Genomic DNA, 17,537 nt, shown 5'->3' on the forward strand with positions numbered 1-17,537 from the left:
TCAACCTGCTAAGGCGTCGGCAAACGGAGAAGGATCAACGCGCATGAACGAAGCGGTACTTTACGAGATCGACGACGAAGGCATCGTCACCCTGACGCTCAACCGCCCCGAACTGCGCAATCCGATTTCCGATCCCGAAGTGATCGAGGGGCTGCTCGGCGCGCTCGAACGGCTCGAAAACGACCCTGCGGCCCGCGTGGCGATCCTTACCGGTGCGGGCAAGGGCTTCTCCTCTGGCGGCAATATCAATGAGATGAAGCCCGGCGGCAACGTCAACGGCGGCGTGCCGACCCGCACCCGCCTCAACTATAAACGCGGAATCCAGCGCCTTCCTCTCGCTTTCGCCGCCCTGGAAGTGCCGGTGATCGCCGCCGTCAACGGGGCCGCGGCCGGCGCCGGATGTGATCTCACCTGCATGTGCGACCTTCGCATCGCCGGGGAAAGCGCGCGCTTCGCCGAAAGCTTCGTAAAGATCGGCCTGATTGCCGGTGACGGCGGCTCGTGGCTGCTGCCGCGCGTTGTCGGCTGGTCGAAAGCTGCGGAAATGGCGCTTACCGGCGACATGATCGACGCTGCCGAGGCGCTGGCCTGCGGGCTGGTCTCCAAAGTGGTGCCGGATCACCGGTTGATGGACGAAGCCCGTGCACTCGCCCGCCGTATCGCCGCCAATCCGCCCCACGCAGTGCGCATGACCAAGCGTCTGCTCTGGGAAGGCCGCCGCAGCGACCTCGCAACTCTTCTGGAAATGGCCGCCGCCATGCAATCCGCCGCTCACGCGACCGACGATCACGCGGAAGCGGTCGACGCCTTCCTTGAAAAGCGCAAGCCGGCTTTCAAGGGGTCTTGAATTTCGATGTGATCAGTTCATATGGCGATCACATCGAAATGTGAGAATGGATTTCCCCATGGCTGGTAATGTGATCGAACAGGTTCGCAGGCTCGTGAACGAGGGCGCATGAGCAAGGCCGGCCTCGCCCGAGCCGCCGGACTGCACGCCAACACCCTGCGTGACTGCACCGAGCCCGATTGGAACCCGACCGCCGAGACGCTCACCAAGCTCGAACGCTTCCTGCTTTCGAACGACGACCGTCCGGTCCTCGTTCCGATCGAGGAAATCATCGACGAGGCCCGCAACGGTCGCATGTTCATCCTGGTCGACGACGAGGATCGCGAAAACGAGGGTGACCTCGTGATCCCGGCGCAGATGGCGACGCCCGCGGCCGTGAACTTCATGGCCACTCACGGCCGGGGACTGATCTGCCTCACGCTCACCAGCCAGCGGGTGGAGGAACTCGGCCTTAACCTGATGAGCCAGCACAACGGCACGCGCCACGAAACCGCCTTCACCGTTTCCATCGAGGCCCGCGAAGGAGTGACTACCGGCATTTCGGCGGGCGACCGCGCGCGCACCATCTCGGTCGCGATCGACGGCACCAAGACCAAGGCCGACATCGTCACCCCCGGGCATGTCTTCCCGCTGCGCGCCCGTGACGGCGGCGTGCTCGTGCGCACCGGCCACACCGAGGCGGCTGTCGACATTTCGCGCCTCGCCGGGCTCAATCCTTCGGGCGTGATCTGCGAGATCATGAAGGATGACGGCACCATGGCACGCATGGACGACCTGATCGCCTTTGCCCGCATTCACGACCTCAAGATCGGCACGATCCGCGATCTCATCGCCTATCGCCGCAAGCATGACCGCATGGTCGAGAAGAAGAACGAGATCACATTCCAGAGCCGCCACGGCGGCCAGTGGCTTGCCCGCAGCTACTACAACAAGGCGACCGGCGAAGAGACCATGGCCCTGATCAAGGGCCGCATCGATCCGAACCAGCCGACCCTGGTGCGAATGCACACCCTTTCGATGTTCGTCGACGTGCTGGGCGAAGAATCGACCGACCGCGGCGATCTCCTGCATCGTTCGATGGAAATGATCGCAGAGGAAGGCGCGGGCGTGATCGTTGTCATCAACCGTCAGATGAACAATCCAATCTCGCGCGTCATGGATATCAAGCACCAGTTCCGCGCCGGAGAGAACCCGGACCTTGAGGAACTGCGCGACTATGGCGTAGGAGCCCAGATCCTTGCCGAACTCGGCATCCACGACATGATCCTGCTGACCAACACCCATCACTCGCTCGTCGCACTGGAAGGCTATGGCCTGAACATTGCCGGCGAACGCGCTATCCCCGCCCTTGAAGGAGCGAACTGACATGGCCCGTTTCCTTATCGTCGAAGCCCGCTTCTACGACCATCTGAACGACAAGCTGATTGCCGGCGCCAAGGCGGCGCTCAAGGCGGCAGGCCATACGGCCGATGTCGTGACCGTACCCGGCGCGCTTGAAATCCCCGCCGCGATCTCGCTGGCAGACGCCACGGGCGATTACGAGGGCTACGTCGCCATCGGCGTCGTCATTCGCGGCGAGACCTATCATTTCGAAATCGTCGCCGGTGAATCCGCACGCGGCATCATGGCTCTGAGCATGGACGGTATCGCGATCGGCAACGGCATCCTGACTGTCGAGAACGAGGAACAGGCCCTGGTCCGTGCCGAACCGACCCAGAAGGACAAGGGCGGCGAAGCAGCCAAGGCCGCGATCGCCCTCCTCGGCCTGAAGGAAAAGTTCGGGGCCTGACCCCCCGCTCACCCCGAGCATCAAAGGAAGCCCTGCATCCGGCATTTGTCCGGATGCAGGGTTTTTTCGTTTCAGCGAGGAAAGGTCGCGCGACAAGAGGCGGCAACACCATTTATCGGATCGCAGAAATCCACGCAAAATCGCCTGAAAGCAATGCGGATATCACGCATTAATTCTGCAAATTACGTGTATACACCTATAACTATGAAGTCTTATCGACGAATTCCCCCTTCGTCGCCGTTTGTTTACGGAATACAACTTGTCCACATTTCGGACAGAGCCAACACCTCTGTTCCAAAGCGATGAAAATTCTGTAATTGAGGGCGTAATTCGTCCGATATTGATCGTATTTGGATGGATTAGATAATCTCATCTCGCACCTCTAACGGGGCGGGTCGCAATCACGGATCCAGGACAACAGGATCCAGGCGGGACCACGGTCTTTGCCTGCCGGAGAACCATACGATGAACAGGGAAGCAAAAGTGCAGCGACTGATCGGAGAACTTGTCGCCAGGTTAGACGAGCTTGACCAGATCGGGGAACTCGTCGCCGCCGCTCATCTCCAGTCGGCCATCGACTGCCTGCGCGTGCCCCCGAAAGAGGAAGAAGATCGCTCCAAAGCGGAGTAAGCTGAACAAGACGCCTCCATCGTACTGTGGTTATCCCTATTCCAGTTCGTGAAGAGATTCATCGTCCTGACCCGTACCTGGAATTCTCATTTGAAGATCCGGTACAATAAGATGGGCCATTTCACGATCTTGGGGAGTAATCGCTGTGAATAGCTTCGTGCCCGCAAAATTCCGGGCGCTCGATGCTTTTGGCAGCCTTGGCACTGGCGAAACTAGGTTATGGAGAAGACCGATCAGTTGATGCGCAGCCGGGCGAAGGCCATTCGCCTAATCGGCATTGCGAACGAACTTCTCGCCATGGCACGCGAACTCGAAATCGGACAAAGCCCGGCCGCCGATCTGGCTGGGTTCGACGCCTTGGTGGAGGATCGGGAAGGCTCGAAGACCTCCGCCAGCCAGGACCACCCGATCTGGGTGGAACTGGCACGCCAAACTTATGACGACCGCCGGCGGCGAACCAAGATCTTCCAGTCGGAAGAACTGTTTGGCGAACCGGCCTGGGATATCCTGCTGGACCTCTTCATCGCCGCCAAGGAACGGCGCCGGGTTTCCGTGACGAGCGCCTGCATCGGCTCCGCGGTTCCCTCAACAACGGCCCTGCGCTGGATCACGATCCTCGAAAAACAGGGCCTGCTCGTTCGCGAAGCAGATCCCGGCGATGCGCGGCGTGTCTACGTAAAGCTGAGCGCGCGCGGCTATGCCGCCATGCTCGAATACTTCGCCTCCTCGTCCCGCTCCGTCGTCCTGCTCGACGATCCCCGCCCGGGGATCTCGGCCGCGCGATAGACGCCTGCAGCCAACCCGTTCCGCCCCAAAGGGGGGTGTCAGGCACAGGGACACCGGAGGCGACCGGGTGGCCGGTTCATCCTGACCGGGCCGGCCACCCGGCTTCATGCCATGAAAAAGCCCGGCTCCCTCACGGAAGCCGGGGCTTTTTCATTGGCGGATAGCCGAGCGGATAACCGCTCGGCATCAACGATCAGCGCGCAAGACGGCCGAATGCCGATGCGCCGGCGTAACGGGCAGCCTTGCCCAGCTCTTCCTCGATGCGGATGAGCTGGTTGTACTTCGCAAGCCGGTCCGAACGCGCAAGCGAGCCGGTCTTGATCTGGCCGCAATTCGTGGCGACCGCGAGATCGGCAATGGTCGCATCCTCGGTTTCACCCGAACGGTGCGACATCACGGCCGTGTAACCGTTGCTCTGCGCGATCGAAACAGCTTCCAGCGTCTCGGTAAGCGAACCGATCTGGTTGACCTTCACCAGCAGCGAGTTGGCAAGGCCCTTCTCGATACCCATGGTCAGGCGCTTGGGGTTGGTGACGAAAAGATCGTCACCAACCAGCTGCACCTTGTCGCCGATCTTGGCGGTGAGCGCTGCCCAGCCTTCGAAATCGTCTTCACCCATGCCGTCCTCGATCGAGCGGATCGGATAATTGGCGGCGAGATCGGCGAGGTAGTCGGCCATTTCGGTCGGCGAAAGCGACAGATTTTCGCCGCTGATCTCGTACTTGCCGTTCTTGAAGAACTCGGTTGCCGCGCAATCGAGCGCAAGGGCAACTTCTTCACCGGGCTTGAAACCGGCCTTCTCGATCGAGGCCATCACGAAATCAAGCGCATCACGGGTGCTGGCGAGGTTCGGTGCGAAACCGCCCTCGTCGCCCACGGCGGTCGCAAGGCCCTTCTCATGCAGGCCCTTCTTGAGGGTGTGGAAGATTTCCGAACCCCAACGCACCGCTTCGGCGATCGAATCGGCGCCGACCGGCACGATCATGAATTCCTGGAAATCGATCGGGTTGTCAGCATGTTCGCCGCCATTGATGATGTTCATCATCGGCACCGGCAGCACATGCGCGGAAACGCCGCCCACATAGGAATACAGCGGAAGGCCGCGCGCATTGGCAGCAGCCTTGGCCACCGCAAGGCTGACACCGAGGATCGAATTCGCGCCCAGGCGGCCCTTGTTCTCGGTTCCGTCGAGTTCGATCATGGTGAGGTCGAGGTCGCGCTGGTCCTCGGCATCCATCCCTACAAGCGCTTCGGCGATTTCGCCGTTCACGGAATCAACGGCCTTGAGCACGCCCTTTCCGAGATAGCGGCTCTTGTCGCCGTCACGCAGTTCGACTGCTTCGTGCGCACCGGTCGAAGCGCCCGAAGGAACCGCTGCGCGGCCGAAACTGCCATCTTCGAGGAGAACGTCGACTTCGACGGTAGGATTGCCGCGGCTGTCGAGAATTTCACGGCCGTGGATATCGATGATCGCGGTCATACTGGAAATTTCCTCCTGAAAAGGCGCTGACGCGCTCATGCCGGGCGTCTTAGCAGGGGAACCACGCCTGACAAGTTGCGTTGCAATATCGACAGCAAGTTGTGTTACTCTGAATGCACATCGCCTGCACGCGGGTAAAACGGCGTAACGGTCAGCAAGGAAGGAATTCGCCATGTCCGAACCGAACACCAGCACCGGAAACGGCACCGAAAACGCCAAGAGCCACTTCACCAAGGCCGTCGAGGAAGCCAAGGCTGGCGCACAGGCACTTGGCAAGGAAGCCCAGGTCGCGGCCGAGGGATGCCTTGAAAAGCTGAACAAGGCGAAGAGCGAATGGTCGAGCGAAGCCAAGGTGCGCTCCGATGAGGCCTCCGCAAAAGCCAGTGCATTTGCGGGTGACGCAAAGATCAAGGCCGCGGACCTCGCCAACCAGGGCAAGGCGAAAACCAGCCAGGCCATTGTCGGCCTTTCCAGGGTGATCGACGATAACGCCGGCCTGATCGACGAGAAGGTTGGCCCCAAGTACGGCGATTATGCCCGCACGGCATCCAAGTCGATGGCCGAGGCCGCCGCACGGCTCGACGAGAAGTCTCTCGACGAACTCGGGGAAGAAGCCAAGGAATTCGTGCGAAAGAGCCCCGGCGTCGCCATCGGCGTGGCAGTGGCTGCGGGCTTCCTGTTCGGCCGACTTTTCAAGAGCGGCAAGTAAGCGCCTATCGTTCGCACGACGATGCTCGACACCCCGGTGAACCTCGCTTCCTCCCCTCGGGAGGACGAGGACCTTTCCCTCGCTCAGGACTTGCGCCTGCTCGCCTCCGAAGCGCGCACTTTCGCGCAGGCGGAACTGGCCTATCAGAAGAGCCGCGCCGCCTATGCCGGAGCAGAGGCGCGCGCGATCGCGATGCTCGGCCTGCTGGCGGCGGGCCTCGTGTTCTTCGCACTCATGGGGCTCGTACTCGGCGCCGTGATCGCGGTGGGCACGCTCGTAGGTCCGTGGCTGGCAATGCTCCTCGTTCCCCTCGTCGTCATTGTCATAGCGGCGATGTGCGGCCTTTCGGCGCGAAACCGCATGAGGCGCATGAAAACACTCCTTTCCGAGAAGGGAGCGGCCGAATGAGCAGGCTCGTGCAGCAACTGATCGAAGACCGCGGGGCGCGCGACGCGGCCAAGGCCACCTTCGACACGAGATACGGCGCCCTCAAGGCCGATTTCGAATCGCGCGGCCTCGCCGGCCGTGTCCTCGACGAAGCCGCCGGGCATGTCGCCGACATGCTCGACGAGGCAGTCGCCGTCGTGGAGGAGCATCCCGTCGCGGCGGGCGGAACCTTCACAGCGCTGGTGCTTTGGTTTTTGCGTAACCCGATCATGGCCGGGATCGAACGACTGTTCGGTTCGGGCAGACACCGGAACAAGGAGTCCGACGGTGAGCAAGACTGAAAAGACCACTCCCTCCATTCCGGCGACCTCGGCCACCGATGGAAACATAGGCCAGGTCGTGGCGCTGGCGCCCCGGCGGGACGAACGTCCGTCGGAGAAACTGGTCAGTTTCGTGAAGCGGCACCCCGTCCTCGTGGTTGCAGGCGGCGTTGCCGCAGGCGTACTGGTAAGTGCCCTCCTGCCCCGGCGAATGACTCGCGGCGTACTCTCGCGAACGGCGCACCTTGCCGAAGCTGCGGGTGCTGCGACCGCGCTTCTTGGCAAGGAAGCCGCAACCAGGGCCAATGATCTCCGCTCCGGCGCGCGCAAGCAGGCTGGAACTCTTGCCGATCGCGCCGAAAAGAGCGGTGAAATTGCTGCCGAGCGACTTGAGAAATACGGCATGGCAGCACTAGCGGCGGCGAGCGCGCTCGGACGGGCTTCCGCCAAGCGCGTCAGCGAAGCGGGCGAAGCTGCAGCGCGTCAGGCGCAGAAATTGGGGCATTCGGCCAGCGAGACCGCAAGTACCCGTTCGCACAAGCTCGCGGATATCGTGAGCGGAGTCGCCCAGCGCCTCTCCCACTGAACGCAGGTTCTTGCTATTGGTTTTCAATATCATGAATAAGAGCGGATCGCCCTCACGATCCGCTCTTGCCCTGTCCCCCGGCAAAAAGTATGGGACCGCATCTCTCCCACTCACGAAAGCGGTCCCATGCAGAAGCTTCACCTCGTGATGGGCGGCCGGGTCACAGACCCGCGCAGCCTTGAATTCTCCGACCTCAGCGCCCTCGACCTGGTCGGCGTCTATCCCGACTACGCCTCGGCCGAGGATGCATGGCGCTCGGCCGCTCATCGCACGGTCGATGATGCGGAAATGAAGTACGTGATCGTCCACCTGCACCGCCTGCTTCAGCCAGACCAATCGGAAGCCTGAACGGCTTCCCGGTTTGACTTCCGGGTCAGAGCAGAAACGAAAAAGGCCGGCTTCCGCCGGCCTTTTCTTTGCTCTTGTCAGATAGATCGGTTCAAATGAACTCGATCTTCTGCACGAGGTAGAACTTGTCGCCCGATGGCACTGTCACTTCGACTTCTTCTTCGATCTTGCGACCGATAAGCGCCTTGCCGAGCGGCGAATTGTAGCTGATGCGGCCTACCCGGGCATCCGCTTCATAAGGACCGACGATCTGGTACTTCACCGGCTTGTCGTCCTCGTCGAGTAGCGTGACTGTGGCGCCGAAGATGATCTTGTCGCTGGAAAGCGTGGCCGGATCGACGATCTGGGCACGGGTGATCTTGTCTTCGAGATCGGCGATCGTTGCTTCGACCTGGCCCTGGCGTTCCTTTGCGGCGTGATACTCGGCATTTTCCGAGAGATCGCCGTGGGCACGCGCTTCCTCGATCGCATCGACGATCCGGGGGCGCTCTTCACGCAGCGCCTTGATCTCGGCGGTCAGCTTCTCATACCCCTCGGCGAGCATGGGGAGCTTTTCGATACTGGCCATCAATTACTTCCTTCCTGCTGCCTCCCCGCTCCGCGAAACCAGTCGAGGGAGACTAGTTTCCTGTCCCGTCCCACAGGATATTCCCGGGGACTGGGCCGATCTGCAGCGATGTGGGGAGGCTAGATCGATTTCAGCTATAATAATCCTGCAACGAACGCACTTCAAGCTGGCTCCCGCTTTGCGCAGAAATTGCCTGTGCAGCAGCGACGCTGGCGGCCGCTGTCGTGAAGTACGGCACCTTGCCGGTAAGCGCGGACCCGCGGATCGATTGCGAGTCCTTCAGGCTCTGCCAACCTTCGGTCGTGTTGAAGATCAGCGCAATGTCGCCATCCACGATCTTGTCGACGATGTGCGGACGTCCTTCGGCCACCTTGTTGACCAGTTCCACCGGCAGGCCGGCTTCAGTCAGGTACTTGTGCGTGCCTGACGTGGCGATGATGCGGAAGCCCTCCTTCACCAGGATCTGGACCGCCGGAAGGATGACCGGCTTGTCGCTGTCCTTCACCGAAACGAAGACGAGACCGCTGTCGGGCAGGCGCATGCTGGCCCCAAGCTGGGCCTTGAGGAAAGCGCGCGGGAAGTCGGCATCGATGCCCATCACTTCGCCGGTCGACTTCATTTCGGGGCTCAGCACCGGATCGACGCCCGGGAAGCGCGCGAAGGGGAAGACCGCTTCCTTGACCGCCACATACGGCAGGTCACGCTTGAACGGCGGGAAGTCTGCCAGCTTTTCGCCGGCCATGATGCGCGAGGCGATCTTGGCAACCGGCTGCCCCAGCGCCTTGGCGACGAAGGGCACGGTGCGCGAGGCGCGCGGGTTCACTTCGATGAGGTAGACCTCGCCGTCCTTCACCGCGAACTGGATGTTCATCAGGCCGCGCACGCTGAGCCCGAAGGCCAGTGCTTCAGCCTGGCGCTCCATCTCGGCGATGATTTCGGCAGGCAGGCTGTAGGGCGGCAGCGAGCAGGCGCTGTCGCCCGAATGGATGCCCGCTTCCTCGATATGCTGCATGACGCCAGCGACGACGACCTGGTCACCATCGCAAAGCGCATCGACGTCGCACTCGATGGCGTCGCGCAGGTACTGGTCGATCAGCACCGGGCTGTCGCCCGAGACCTGAACGGCGGTGGCGATGTAGTCGTCGAGCTGCTGTTCGCTGTCGACGATCTCCATGGCGCGGCCGCCGAGCACGTAGCTGGGACGCATGAGAACCGGGTAGCCGATGCGATTGGCAACGGCGACGGCTTCGTCACGGCTGCGGGCGATGCCGTTGGCCGGCTGCTTGAGGCCCAGCTTCTCGACCAGCGCCGAGAACCGCTCGCGGTCTTCGGCAAGGTCGATCGCGTCGGGCGAGGTTCCGAGGATCGGAATGCCGGCGTCTTCCAGCGCCTGCGCCAGCTTGAGCGGGGTCTGGCCGCCAAACTGCACGATAACGCCGACGAGCTCGCCCTTCGACTGTTCGACGCGCAGGATTTCCAGCACGTCCTCGCCGGTGAGTGGCTCGAAATAGAGGCGGTCCGAGGTGTCGTAGTCGGTCGAAACGGTCTCGGGGTTGCAGTTCACCATGATCGTCTCGTAGCCGACTTCGGCAAGCGCGAAGCAGGCGTGGACGCAGCAGTAGTCGAACTCGATCCCCTGGCCGATGCGGTTGGGACCGCCGCCGAGAATCACGACCTTGCGGCGATCCGACGGATTGGCCTCGTTCTCGGGCTCACCGAAGATCGGGGCTTCATAAGTCGAGTACATGTAGGGCGTCACCGCCTCGAACTCGGCCGCGCAGGAATCGATGCGCTTGAATACCGGGTGGACGCCCAGCTTGGTGCGCAGTGCGCGCACCTCGTCCTCGCTGGTGGCGCCGGCCATGGCGCGCAGCGCGTCGTGCAGCAGGCCCGAGCGCTTGGCCTGGGTCTCGCCCATGCCGCCCGCGACGCCAACCGAACGCACAGCCAGCGTGGCAAGGCGCTTGTCCGAGAAGCCCATCGCCTTGACGCGGCGCAGACCCTGCGCGTCGACCGGCAGGCCGTTCTTCATGATATTCGCCTCTTCGGCGATGATCTCTTCGATGTGACGCAGGAACCACTTGTCGTAGTGCGCGATCGCGTGGATCTCATCGACAGTGAAGCCTTCGCGGAAGGCCTGCGCGACATGCAGCAGACGCTCCGGCGTCGCACGGGACAGGGCAGCGGTGATCACGTCGCGGCCCGCGCCTTCCAGCTCGACCACGCGGTTGAAACCGTCAAGGCCGGTTTCGAGACCGCGCAGGGCCTTCTGCATCGATTCCTTGATGTTGCGGCCAATGGCCATGACTTCGCCGACCGACTTCATCGCGGTGGTGAGGTCGTTCTTGGCGCCCTTGAACTTCTCGAAGGCGAAGCGCGGGATCTTGGTGACGACGTAGTCGATGGTCGGCTCGAACGCGGCCGGCGTGGCGCCGGTGATCTCGTTCATGATCTCGTCGAGCGTGTAGCCCACGGCCAGCTTCGCCGCGACGCGCGCGATCGGGAAGCCGGTGGCCTTCGAAGCCAGCGCCGACGAGCGCGAAACGCGCGGGTTCATCTCGATGACGATCAGGCGGCCGTCCTTCGGATTGACCGCGAACTGCACGTTCGAACCGCCGGTTTCCACGCCGATCTCGCGCAGCACCTCGATCGAGGCGTTGCGCATGATCTGGTATTCCTTGTCGGTCAGCGTCAGCGCCGGCGCGACAGTGATGGAGTCGCCCGTGTGGACACCCATGGGATCGACGTTCTCGATCGAGCAGATGATGATGCAGTTGTCGTGCTTGTCGCGCACGACCTCCATCTCATACTCCTTCCAGCCGAGCAGCGATTCCTCGATAAGGACCTCGGTGGTCGGGGAAGCGTCGAGGCCGGAGCGGACGATCGTCTCGAACTCGGCCTTGTTGTAGGCGATGCCGCCGCCGGTGCCGCCCATCGTGAAGCTGGGACGGATGATCGAAGGCAGGCCGGTGCGTTCGAGCACGGCGAAAGCTTCGTCCATCGTATGCGCCACGCCGGAGCGGGCCGAATTGAGGCCGATCTTGTCCATCGCGTCGCGGAAACGCTGACGATCCTCGGCCTTGTCGATGGCGTCGGCGTCGGCGCCGATCATCTGGACGCCGAACTTCTCCAGCGTTCCGTCGTTGAACAACGCCAGCGCGCAGTTCAGCGCGGTCTGGCCGCCCATCGTCGGGAGCACCGCATCGGGGCGCTCCTTCTCGATGATCTTGGCGACCACCTCCGGGGTGATCGGCTCGACATAAGTGGCGTCGGCCATGTCCGGGTCGGTCATGATCGTCGCCGGGTTGGAGTTCACCAGGACGACCCGGTAGCCCTCTTCCTTGAGCGCCTTGATCGCCTGCGTTCCCGAATAGTCGAATTCGCAGGCCTGGCCGATAATGATCGGGCCGGCGCCGATGACGAGGATCGAGGAGATGTCTGTGCGCTTGGGCATGGGCTGTCCTGGGGTGTCCTGTGTGTCTTGTATGTCGGACTGGCGGCCTAGGCCACCAGTTCGCCAAACGCCTTGTCCCAGTAATCTGGGCCTTCGGCCTTGGCTTTGAGAATGATCGGGTTGCTGTCCTGCTCCTCGCGGATCACCGCGCGGTATCGGTCAGCCTGAAACTGGTGCATCGAACCGCCATACTCGCCCTCTGTGGTCGACCAGGCACCCGTTTCGAGCATCCGGTCGATGAAGACCTTGCCGGCTTCCTTGGCGTGCTTGCGCACCTTGGGGCCGAACTTGCGAACGGCGACCGAGACCTTGTCCTCGAAGATGAGCTGCAATTCACCGTAAGGGTAGAAACGCGGCGCAACCGTGAGTTCGGCAGCCTGTCCGGCAATATAGTAAGCGAGCATGTGGTCGATAAGGTCGGTCATTGGGCATCACCTTGCTTTGCATGGGCTCCGGCCGCGAAGGCCGGACACCCGACTGCATAGGCAAACTGTGCTGACGGGTCGAAAACTCGCTGGTCCGCACCGGCAATGATCGCCGATGCGGGGCGCGGCGCGAACGCCGCGAAGAGAGACCGACCCGTTATGCCCATCAGGCCAGCATACCCACGAACTTCTCGAAGAGGTAGAAGCTGTCCTGCGGACCGGGGCTGGCTTCGGGGTGATACTGCACGCCGAAGGCCTTCTTCCCCTTGATGGAGATGCCGCAGTTCGAACCGTCGAACAGCGAAACGTGGGTTTCCTCGACATTGTCGGGCAGCGTCTGGTTGTCGACCGCGAAGCCGTGGTTCATCGAGGTGATCTCGACGACGGCGTCGTCCAGGCGCTTCACCGGATGGTTGGCGCCGCGGTGGCCCTGGTGCATCTTCGAGGTCCTGGCGCCGGCCGCGAGGCCGAGCATCTGGTGACCGAGGCAGATGCCGAAGATCGGCACGTCGCGCTCCAGCAGCGCGCGGATCACCGGAACGGCATATTCGCCGGTCGCCGCCGGATCGCCCGGGCCGTTCGAGAGGAACACGCCCTTGGGCTCAAGCGCGAGGATCGCGTCGAGCGAAGTTTCGGCGGGGACCACGGTCACGCGGGCGCCGGCCTTCACGAGGTTGCGGAAGATATTTTCCTTGGCGCCGTAGTCGATGGCGACGACGTGCGGGCGGGTTTCGCCTTCCCCGGCGCCGAAGCCCTGGCCGAGTTCCCAGGTCGAGCCTTCCCAGCCCTCCTGGATTTCGCGGCTGACGATCTTGGCAAGGTCCATGCCTTCGAGGCCCGGCCATTCCTGCGCGCGCTTGATCAGCGCGGGAATGTCGAACTCGCCTTCGGGGTTGTGGGCGATCACCGCGTTCGGCGCGCCCTGAAGGCGGATGCGGCGGGTCAGCGCGCGGGTGTCGACCCCGGCGAGCCCGACCTTGCCCTTGGCGGCAAGCCAGTCACCGAACTCGCCCGCCGAGCGGAAGTTAGAAGACGGCGTCACGTCCTCGCGAACGACGCAGCCGACCGCGCCGTCGACCTTGGATTCAAGGTCTTCGTCGTTGACGCCGACATTGCCGATGTGGGGAAACGTGAAAGTAACGATCTGGCCCGCGTAGGACGGATCGGTCATCACTTCCTGATAACCGGTCATCGCGGTGTTGAAGCAGACTTCTCCGACTGCTTCGCCCACGGCTCCGAAGCCGCGGCCCCAGACCACGTGTCCATCGCTCAGGACGAGAACGCCTGTCGCCCCTTCAGGTTTGGGCGCAAGCGTATATGCGGCGTCGGCCATGGTGGGTCGCTCCGTTGACGGCGTTTCTGACTATGTGTGCTAAGGCCTGCCCGCTAGAGAGGGTTGTGCACCGCGTCAAGGCGGCAAGGGTGCAATTTGGCGCACGACTTGCTAGTTTTGCGCCACGACACTCCCCAAAACCTATCAGAACAGCAGGAAACCAATGCTTCGTGATTCGATCAAGGCCGCCCAGATCACTGCGATGAAAGCGGGCGACAAGCCGCGCCTTGCAGCGGTTCGCCTCATCCTTGCCAAGATCAAGGACCGCGACATCGAACTGCGCACCGCCGATTCCCTCCCGGACGACGATGCCATGATCATCGACGTGCTCCAGAAAATGGTGAAGCAGCGCCGCGAATCGATCCAGCTCTTCGAAGAAGGCGGCCGCCCCGAGAAGGCCGCCGAAGAGAAGGCCGAACTGGACGTGATCGAGACCTTCCTGCCCGCCCAGCTCTCCGAGGAAGAGACCAAGGCCCTGATCGAAGCCATCAAGGCCGAAGTCGGCGCCGAGAGCATGAAGGACATGGGCAAGGTCGTCGCCGCGCTCAAGGCCCGCCACGGCTCGCAGCTCGACATGGGCAAGGCTTCGGGCTGGGTGAAGGCGGCGCTGGCCTGAGCTGACACGAAACCGGGCGGCAGGACCGTGCTTACCCCTCAATGGCTTGACCAGCTCCGCGCCCGGACGACGCTTTCGGCGCTGATCGGTCGCTCCACGCGCCTTCAGAAGGCGGGGCGTGAGTTCAAGGCCTGCTGCCCCTTCCACAACGAGAAGTCTCCAAGCTTTACCGTCAACGACGAAAAAGGCTTCTATCACTGCTTCGGCTGCGGCGCACATGGAGATGCGATCCGCTGGATGACGGACCATCAGGGCCTGTCGTTCATGGACGCGGTCAAGGAACTCGCGGCCGAAGCTGGGATGGATGTGCCAGCGCCCGATCCGCGCGCAGCCAAGGCGGCCGAAAAGCGCGACACGCTTTACGACGTGATGGCGGCGGCACAGGCCTGGTTCGTGCAGAACCTGACCGCGCCCGGCGGCGCGGCGGCGAAAGCCTATCTCGCAACGCGCGGCTTCGACGCTCATACCCTCCAGCGCTTCGGCTTCGGCTTCGCGCCCGAGGGACGGCAGGCGATGAAGGAAGCCCTGGGCCGCTTCCCCGAGGAGATGCTCGTCGAGGCAGGCCTGCGCATCGAGGTCGAGAACCGCGACCCTTACGACCGTTTCCGCGGCCGGCTCATGCTGCCGATCGAGGATGCGCGCGGCCGTGTCATCGCCTTTGGCGGGCGCATCCTCGCCAAGGACAAGACCGATGCGCCCAAGTACCTGAACTCCCCGGATACGCCGCTTTTCGACAAGGGCCGCACCCTCTACAACCTGCACCGCGCCGCGCCGGCCGCCCGCCAGTCGGGGCGAATGGTGGTGGTCGAGGGCTACATGGATGTGATCGCGCTCGCCGCAGCAGGCTTCGGCGAATGCGTCGCCCCGCTTGGCACCGCACTCACCGAGCAACAGATCGAGATGCTCTGGCGCCATGTCGAAACGCCGATTCTGTGCTTCGACGGCGACGCCGCCGGCCAGCGCGCGGCCATGCGCGCCGTCACCCGCGCCCTGCCCCTGCTCCGCCCTGCCCATAGCCTGCGAATCGTTCGCCTGCCCGAGGGGCTCGACCCGGACGACCTCATCAGGCAGCGCGGCGCCCGGGCCATGGGAGACCTGCTCGGCGAAGCCCGCAGTCTTGTCGAAGTGCTGTGGGAAGCGGAACGCGATGCCCAGCCGCTTGTCACACCGGAAGACAAGGCCGGCCTCAAGGCCCGGCTCATGGCCCATGTCGATGCGATCCAGAACCCCGATATCGCCAGCCTTTACAGGCGCGAACTGCAGGACCGCTATTCCGAATTCGCCTTCCCGAAGCGGGAGAACCGCTGGCAGCAACAAGATCGTCCCGCATTCCGCCCCGGCCAACGCGGAAACCAGAAAGGGCGATGGACGCCGCAGCCCGAATCGAGCCCCGAATCCCTCGAACGCCTCCGCAAGGCCATCGGCGGCGGCGCGCGCGATGCATTGTCGGCGGCAGTCCTGGCCGGGCTGATCCAGTGGCCGGCACAGATCAGGCGTCACGCCGAAGCCCTCGCGCGTACCCCCGGCCTCGATCCGCGCTTCGGTTTGCTGCTCGATTGCTGCGACACGAACGAAGCGCTTGAAAGCACCCGTTTGGCCACCATATTGGTCGAGAATGGCCTGGAGATCCCCGGCACCGCAGAATACTCAGGATTGCGCTTCGGTTTCCTCAATTCCGGAACAGGCGCGGATCAGGCGGCAGAGGATTTGGCCCAGGCAATCGATCTTCTGGTAGAGCGTCCGGTTCTGGACGCCGCTCTGGCGCAAGCGACGGCACGGTTCGAAAGCGAGTTGTCTGACGAGGCATTTGCCGATCAACAGCGGCTACTCAAGAGAAAGCTGGAATTTGACAGTCGCCTCAGGCAAATGGCGACAAGACAGGCGGCTTCTTCCTGATATTATAATTGGGGTGAATGCACGGGGATAACGGCGAAGAATGAGCAAAAACGACAACACCGGCGACACCAACGACGGCACTGACGCACCGCTGATCGACCTCAACGAAGGCGCGATCAAGAAGCTTATCGCTCGTGCCAAACGCCGGGGTGTGATCACCTACGACGAACTGAACGAGGCTCTTCCGCAGGACCAGATGTCTTCCGAGCAGATCGAGGACATCATGGCCGCGATCTCGGAAATGGGCGTCAACATTGTCGAGAGCGACGAGGATTCCGAAGGCCAGCAGGACGACGATCGCGACAACGAGGAATCGGATTCCGACGATGTCTCGCCCCGCATGGTGGTCGACGCCAAGAAGAAGGAAACCGTCGAGCGCACCGACGACCCGGTGCGGATGTATCTGCGCGAAATGGGCGCGGTCGAACTGCTCAGCCGCGAAGGCGAAATCGCCATCGCCAAGCGCATCGAATCCGGCCGCGACATGATGATCCTGGGCCTGTGCGAGAGCCCGATCACCTTCCACGCCATCATCCAGTGGTCAGAGGCGCTCAACAACGGCGAGATGCAACTGCGCGAGATCCTCGATCTCGACGCGATGCTCTCCAAGGAACCCGCGCCCGAAAGCCTGTCGGAAGACAGTGAAGGCGACGACGACGGCGAGATCAGCGAAAAGACCGCCGGCCCTTCCTTCAAGGACGAGGACGACGTCGAGGAGGAAACCTCCGAGGTCGACGAGGACGGCAATCCCATTCCGAAGCGTGAAGCCGAGGAAGAGGAAGAAGACAACACCCTCAGCCTCGCGCAGATGGAAGCGGCCCTCAAGCCCGAAGCGCTTGAGAAGTTCATCCTCATCACCGAGCTGTTCCAGGCCTTCGAACGCCTCCAGTCCGAGCGTCTCGACGCGCTGGCGCTGGGCATCGATTTCCCGGTCGCCAAGGAAGACCAGTACCAGCAGCTTCGCGAAGACCTCACCGCGCAGGTCGAATCGGTGAAGTTCCACGCGTCGAAGATCGAATATCTCGTCGACAACCTCTACGCCTTCAACCGCCGCCTCACCACGCTGGGCGGCCAGATGCTGCGCCTTGCCGAGCGTCACAAGGTCAAGCGTACCGACTTCCTCGAAACCTATGTTGGGCGCGAGCTGGACGATACCTGGCTCACCGACATGGCGAAGAAGGACAAGAAGTGGGCCGCCTTCGCCGAGGCCGAGGCCGAACCGGTCGAGCGCATCCGTTCGGAAGTCTCCGACATCGCCGCCGCTACCGGCATGGCGCTTCCCGAGTTCCGCCGCATCGTCAACATGGTCCAGAAGGGCGAGCGCGAGGCGCGCATCGCCAAGAAGGAAATGGTCGAGGCGAAC

At 62.8% G+C, this 17,537-nt stretch carries 17 protein-coding genes and 1 pseudogene; 13 read left to right on the plus strand and 5 right to left on the minus strand.

The genetic code is table 11. The annotated features are described in order from the left end of the window. Nucleotides 1-43: 43 nt before the first annotated feature. The 5 genes and pseudogenes from ADT71_RS05510 to ADT71_RS05525 all read left to right on the plus strand — a co-directional run bounded on the left by ADT71_RS05510 (nt 44) and on the right by ADT71_RS05525 (nt 4,052). On the plus strand, nt 44-847 hold the full coding sequence (locus ADT71_RS05510) for a crotonase/enoyl-CoA hydratase family protein (protein ID WP_054435693.1): 804 nt from the start codon (nt 44-46) through the stop codon (nt 845-847). A 58-nt stretch (nt 848-905) separates the two neighbouring features. Further along, nucleotides 906-2,212 (plus strand): annotated as a pseudogene (gene ribB, locus ADT71_RS05515) (3,4-dihydroxy-2-butanone-4-phosphate synthase). A gap of 1 nt (nt 2,213) precedes the next feature. Continuing rightward, a complete protein-coding gene (gene ribH / locus ADT71_RS05520; protein ID WP_054435694.1) occupies nt 2,214-2,636 on the plus strand; it encodes a 6,7-dimethyl-8-ribityllumazine synthase in 423 nt (140 codons plus the stop codon). Between the two features lie 465 nt (nt 2,637-3,101). Further along, complete coding sequence (locus ADT71_RS31930) at nt 3,102-3,266, plus strand: hypothetical protein (RefSeq protein ID WP_165913196.1); 165 nt, start codon at nt 3,102-3,104, stop codon at nt 3,264-3,266. A 219-nt stretch (nt 3,267-3,485) separates the two neighbouring features. After that, nucleotides 3,486-4,052 (plus strand): MarR family transcriptional regulator, encoded by a 567-nt coding sequence (locus ADT71_RS05525; RefSeq protein WP_054435696.1) that lies wholly within the window; start codon nt 3,486-3,488, stop codon nt 4,050-4,052. Nucleotides 4,053-4,245: 193 nt separating this feature from the next. Here the strand turns inward: ADT71_RS05525 and eno are convergent, their stop codons facing one another. Then, nucleotides 4,246-5,532 carry a phosphopyruvate hydratase gene (eno, locus tag ADT71_RS05530; RefSeq protein WP_054435698.1) on the minus strand — a complete coding sequence of 429 codons (1,287 nt, stop codon included), beginning with the start codon at nt 5,530-5,532 and terminating at the stop codon, nt 4,246-4,248. Between the two features lie 172 nt (nt 5,533-5,704). Between eno and ADT71_RS05535 the strand changes: the two genes are divergently transcribed. From ADT71_RS05535 to ADT71_RS05555, 5 genes are all read left to right on the plus strand, one after another. Continuing rightward, entirely contained in the window at nt 5,705-6,241 is a 537-nt protein-coding gene (locus ADT71_RS05535) for a hypothetical protein (RefSeq protein WP_054435700.1), read from the plus strand. 21 nt (nt 6,242-6,262) lie between these two features. Then, complete coding sequence (locus ADT71_RS05540) at nt 6,263-6,649, plus strand: phage holin family protein (protein WP_054435702.1); 387 nt, start codon at nt 6,263-6,265, stop codon at nt 6,647-6,649. Beyond that, nucleotides 6,646-6,969 carry a hypothetical protein gene (locus ADT71_RS05545; RefSeq protein WP_054435704.1) on the plus strand — a complete coding sequence of 108 codons (324 nt, stop codon included), beginning with the start codon at nt 6,646-6,648 and terminating at the stop codon, nt 6,967-6,969. Before ADT71_RS05540 ends, ADT71_RS05545 begins: the two co-directional genes overlap by 4 nt. Next, nucleotides 6,956-7,534: a hypothetical protein gene (locus ADT71_RS05550; RefSeq protein WP_197282925.1), complete on the plus strand. Its 579-nt coding sequence runs from the start codon at nt 6,956-6,958 to the stop codon at nt 7,532-7,534. Before ADT71_RS05545 ends, ADT71_RS05550 begins: the two co-directional genes overlap by 14 nt. Before the next feature lie 126 nt (nt 7,535-7,660). Continuing rightward, nucleotides 7,661-7,882 carry a DUF4170 domain-containing protein gene (locus tag ADT71_RS05555; RefSeq protein ID WP_054435705.1) on the plus strand — a complete coding sequence of 74 codons (222 nt, stop codon included), beginning with the start codon at nt 7,661-7,663 and terminating at the stop codon, nt 7,880-7,882. A 91-nt stretch (nt 7,883-7,973) separates the two neighbouring features. Here the strand turns inward: ADT71_RS05555 and greA are convergent, their stop codons facing one another. From greA to carA, 4 genes are all read right to left on the minus strand, one after another. Continuing rightward, entirely contained in the window at nt 7,974-8,450 is a 477-nt protein-coding gene (greA, locus tag ADT71_RS05560) for a transcription elongation factor GreA (RefSeq protein WP_054435707.1), read from the minus strand. 130 nt (nt 8,451-8,580) lie between these two features. Further along, the gene (gene carB / locus ADT71_RS05565; protein ID WP_054435709.1) at nt 8,581-11,904 is read right to left on the minus strand and encodes a carbamoyl-phosphate synthase large subunit; all 3,324 of its coding nucleotides are present in this window, start codon (nt 11,902-11,904) and stop codon (nt 8,581-8,583) included. Between the two features lie 47 nt (nt 11,905-11,951). Next, a complete protein-coding gene (locus tag ADT71_RS05570; protein WP_054435711.1) occupies nt 11,952-12,329 on the minus strand; it encodes a hypothetical protein in 378 nt (125 codons plus the stop codon). A gap of 166 nt (nt 12,330-12,495) precedes the next feature. Continuing rightward, nucleotides 12,496-13,662, minus strand: coding sequence for a glutamine-hydrolyzing carbamoyl-phosphate synthase small subunit (gene carA / locus ADT71_RS05575; protein WP_054435713.1), 1,167 nt, complete (start codon nt 13,660-13,662; stop codon nt 12,496-12,498). Nucleotides 13,663-13,825: 163 nt separating this feature from the next. Between carA and ADT71_RS05580 the strand changes: the two genes are divergently transcribed. From ADT71_RS05580 to ADT71_RS05590, 3 genes are all read left to right on the plus strand, one after another. Then, nucleotides 13,826-14,278 (plus strand): GatB/YqeY domain-containing protein, encoded by a 453-nt coding sequence (locus ADT71_RS05580; protein WP_054435716.1) that lies wholly within the window; start codon nt 13,826-13,828, stop codon nt 14,276-14,278. 27 nt (nt 14,279-14,305) lie between these two features. Then, nucleotides 14,306-16,174 (plus strand): DNA primase, encoded by a 1,869-nt coding sequence (dnaG, locus tag ADT71_RS05585; RefSeq protein ID WP_054435718.1) that lies wholly within the window; start codon nt 14,306-14,308, stop codon nt 16,172-16,174. Nucleotides 16,175-16,214: 40 nt separating this feature from the next. Continuing rightward, the coding region (locus tag ADT71_RS05590; RefSeq protein WP_054435720.1) for an RNA polymerase sigma factor region1.1 domain-containing protein at nt 16,215-17,537 on the plus strand (1,323 nt) is incomplete at its 3' end.

The sequence above is a fragment of the Novosphingobium sp. ST904 genome (assembly GCF_001298105.1).
Lineage (GTDB): Bacteria > Pseudomonadota > Alphaproteobacteria > Sphingomonadales > Sphingomonadaceae > Novosphingobium.

What these genes read in the sequence shown, in the direction of transcription:
- ADT71_RS05510 (WP_054435693.1), top strand. Translation starts at nt 44, where the DNA reads ATGAACGAAGCGGTACTTTACGAGATCGACGACGAAGGCATCGTCACC.
- ribH (WP_054435694.1), top strand. Translation starts at nt 2,214, where the DNA reads ATGGCCCGTTTCCTTATCGTCGAAGCCCGCTTCTACGACCATCTGAAC.
- ADT71_RS31930 (WP_165913196.1), top strand. Translation starts at nt 3,102, where the DNA reads ATGAACAGGGAAGCAAAAGTGCAGCGACTGATCGGAGAACTTGTCGCC.
- ADT71_RS05525 (WP_054435696.1), top strand. Translation starts at nt 3,486, where the DNA reads ATGGAGAAGACCGATCAGTTGATGCGCAGCCGGGCGAAGGCCATTCGC.
- eno (WP_054435698.1), bottom strand. Translation starts at nt 5,532, where the DNA reads ATGACCGCGATCATCGATATCCACGGCCGTGAAATTCTCGACAGCCGC.
- ADT71_RS05535 (WP_054435700.1), top strand. Translation starts at nt 5,705, where the DNA reads ATGTCCGAACCGAACACCAGCACCGGAAACGGCACCGAAAACGCCAAG.
- ADT71_RS05540 (WP_054435702.1), top strand. Translation starts at nt 6,263, where the DNA reads ATGCTCGACACCCCGGTGAACCTCGCTTCCTCCCCTCGGGAGGACGAG.
- ADT71_RS05545 (WP_054435704.1), top strand. Translation starts at nt 6,646, where the DNA reads ATGAGCAGGCTCGTGCAGCAACTGATCGAAGACCGCGGGGCGCGCGAC.
- ADT71_RS05555 (WP_054435705.1), top strand. Translation starts at nt 7,661, where the DNA reads ATGCAGAAGCTTCACCTCGTGATGGGCGGCCGGGTCACAGACCCGCGC.
- greA (WP_054435707.1), bottom strand. Translation starts at nt 8,450, where the DNA reads ATGGCCAGTATCGAAAAGCTCCCCATGCTCGCCGAGGGGTATGAGAAG.
- carB (WP_054435709.1), bottom strand. Translation starts at nt 11,904, where the DNA reads ATGCCCAAGCGCACAGACATCTCCTCGATCCTCGTCATCGGCGCCGGC.
- ADT71_RS05570 (WP_054435711.1), bottom strand. Translation starts at nt 12,329, where the DNA reads ATGACCGACCTTATCGACCACATGCTCGCTTACTATATTGCCGGACAG.
- carA (WP_054435713.1), bottom strand. Translation starts at nt 13,662, where the DNA reads ATGGCCGACGCCGCATATACGCTTGCGCCCAAACCTGAAGGGGCGACA.
- ADT71_RS05580 (WP_054435716.1), top strand. Translation starts at nt 13,826, where the DNA reads ATGCTTCGTGATTCGATCAAGGCCGCCCAGATCACTGCGATGAAAGCG.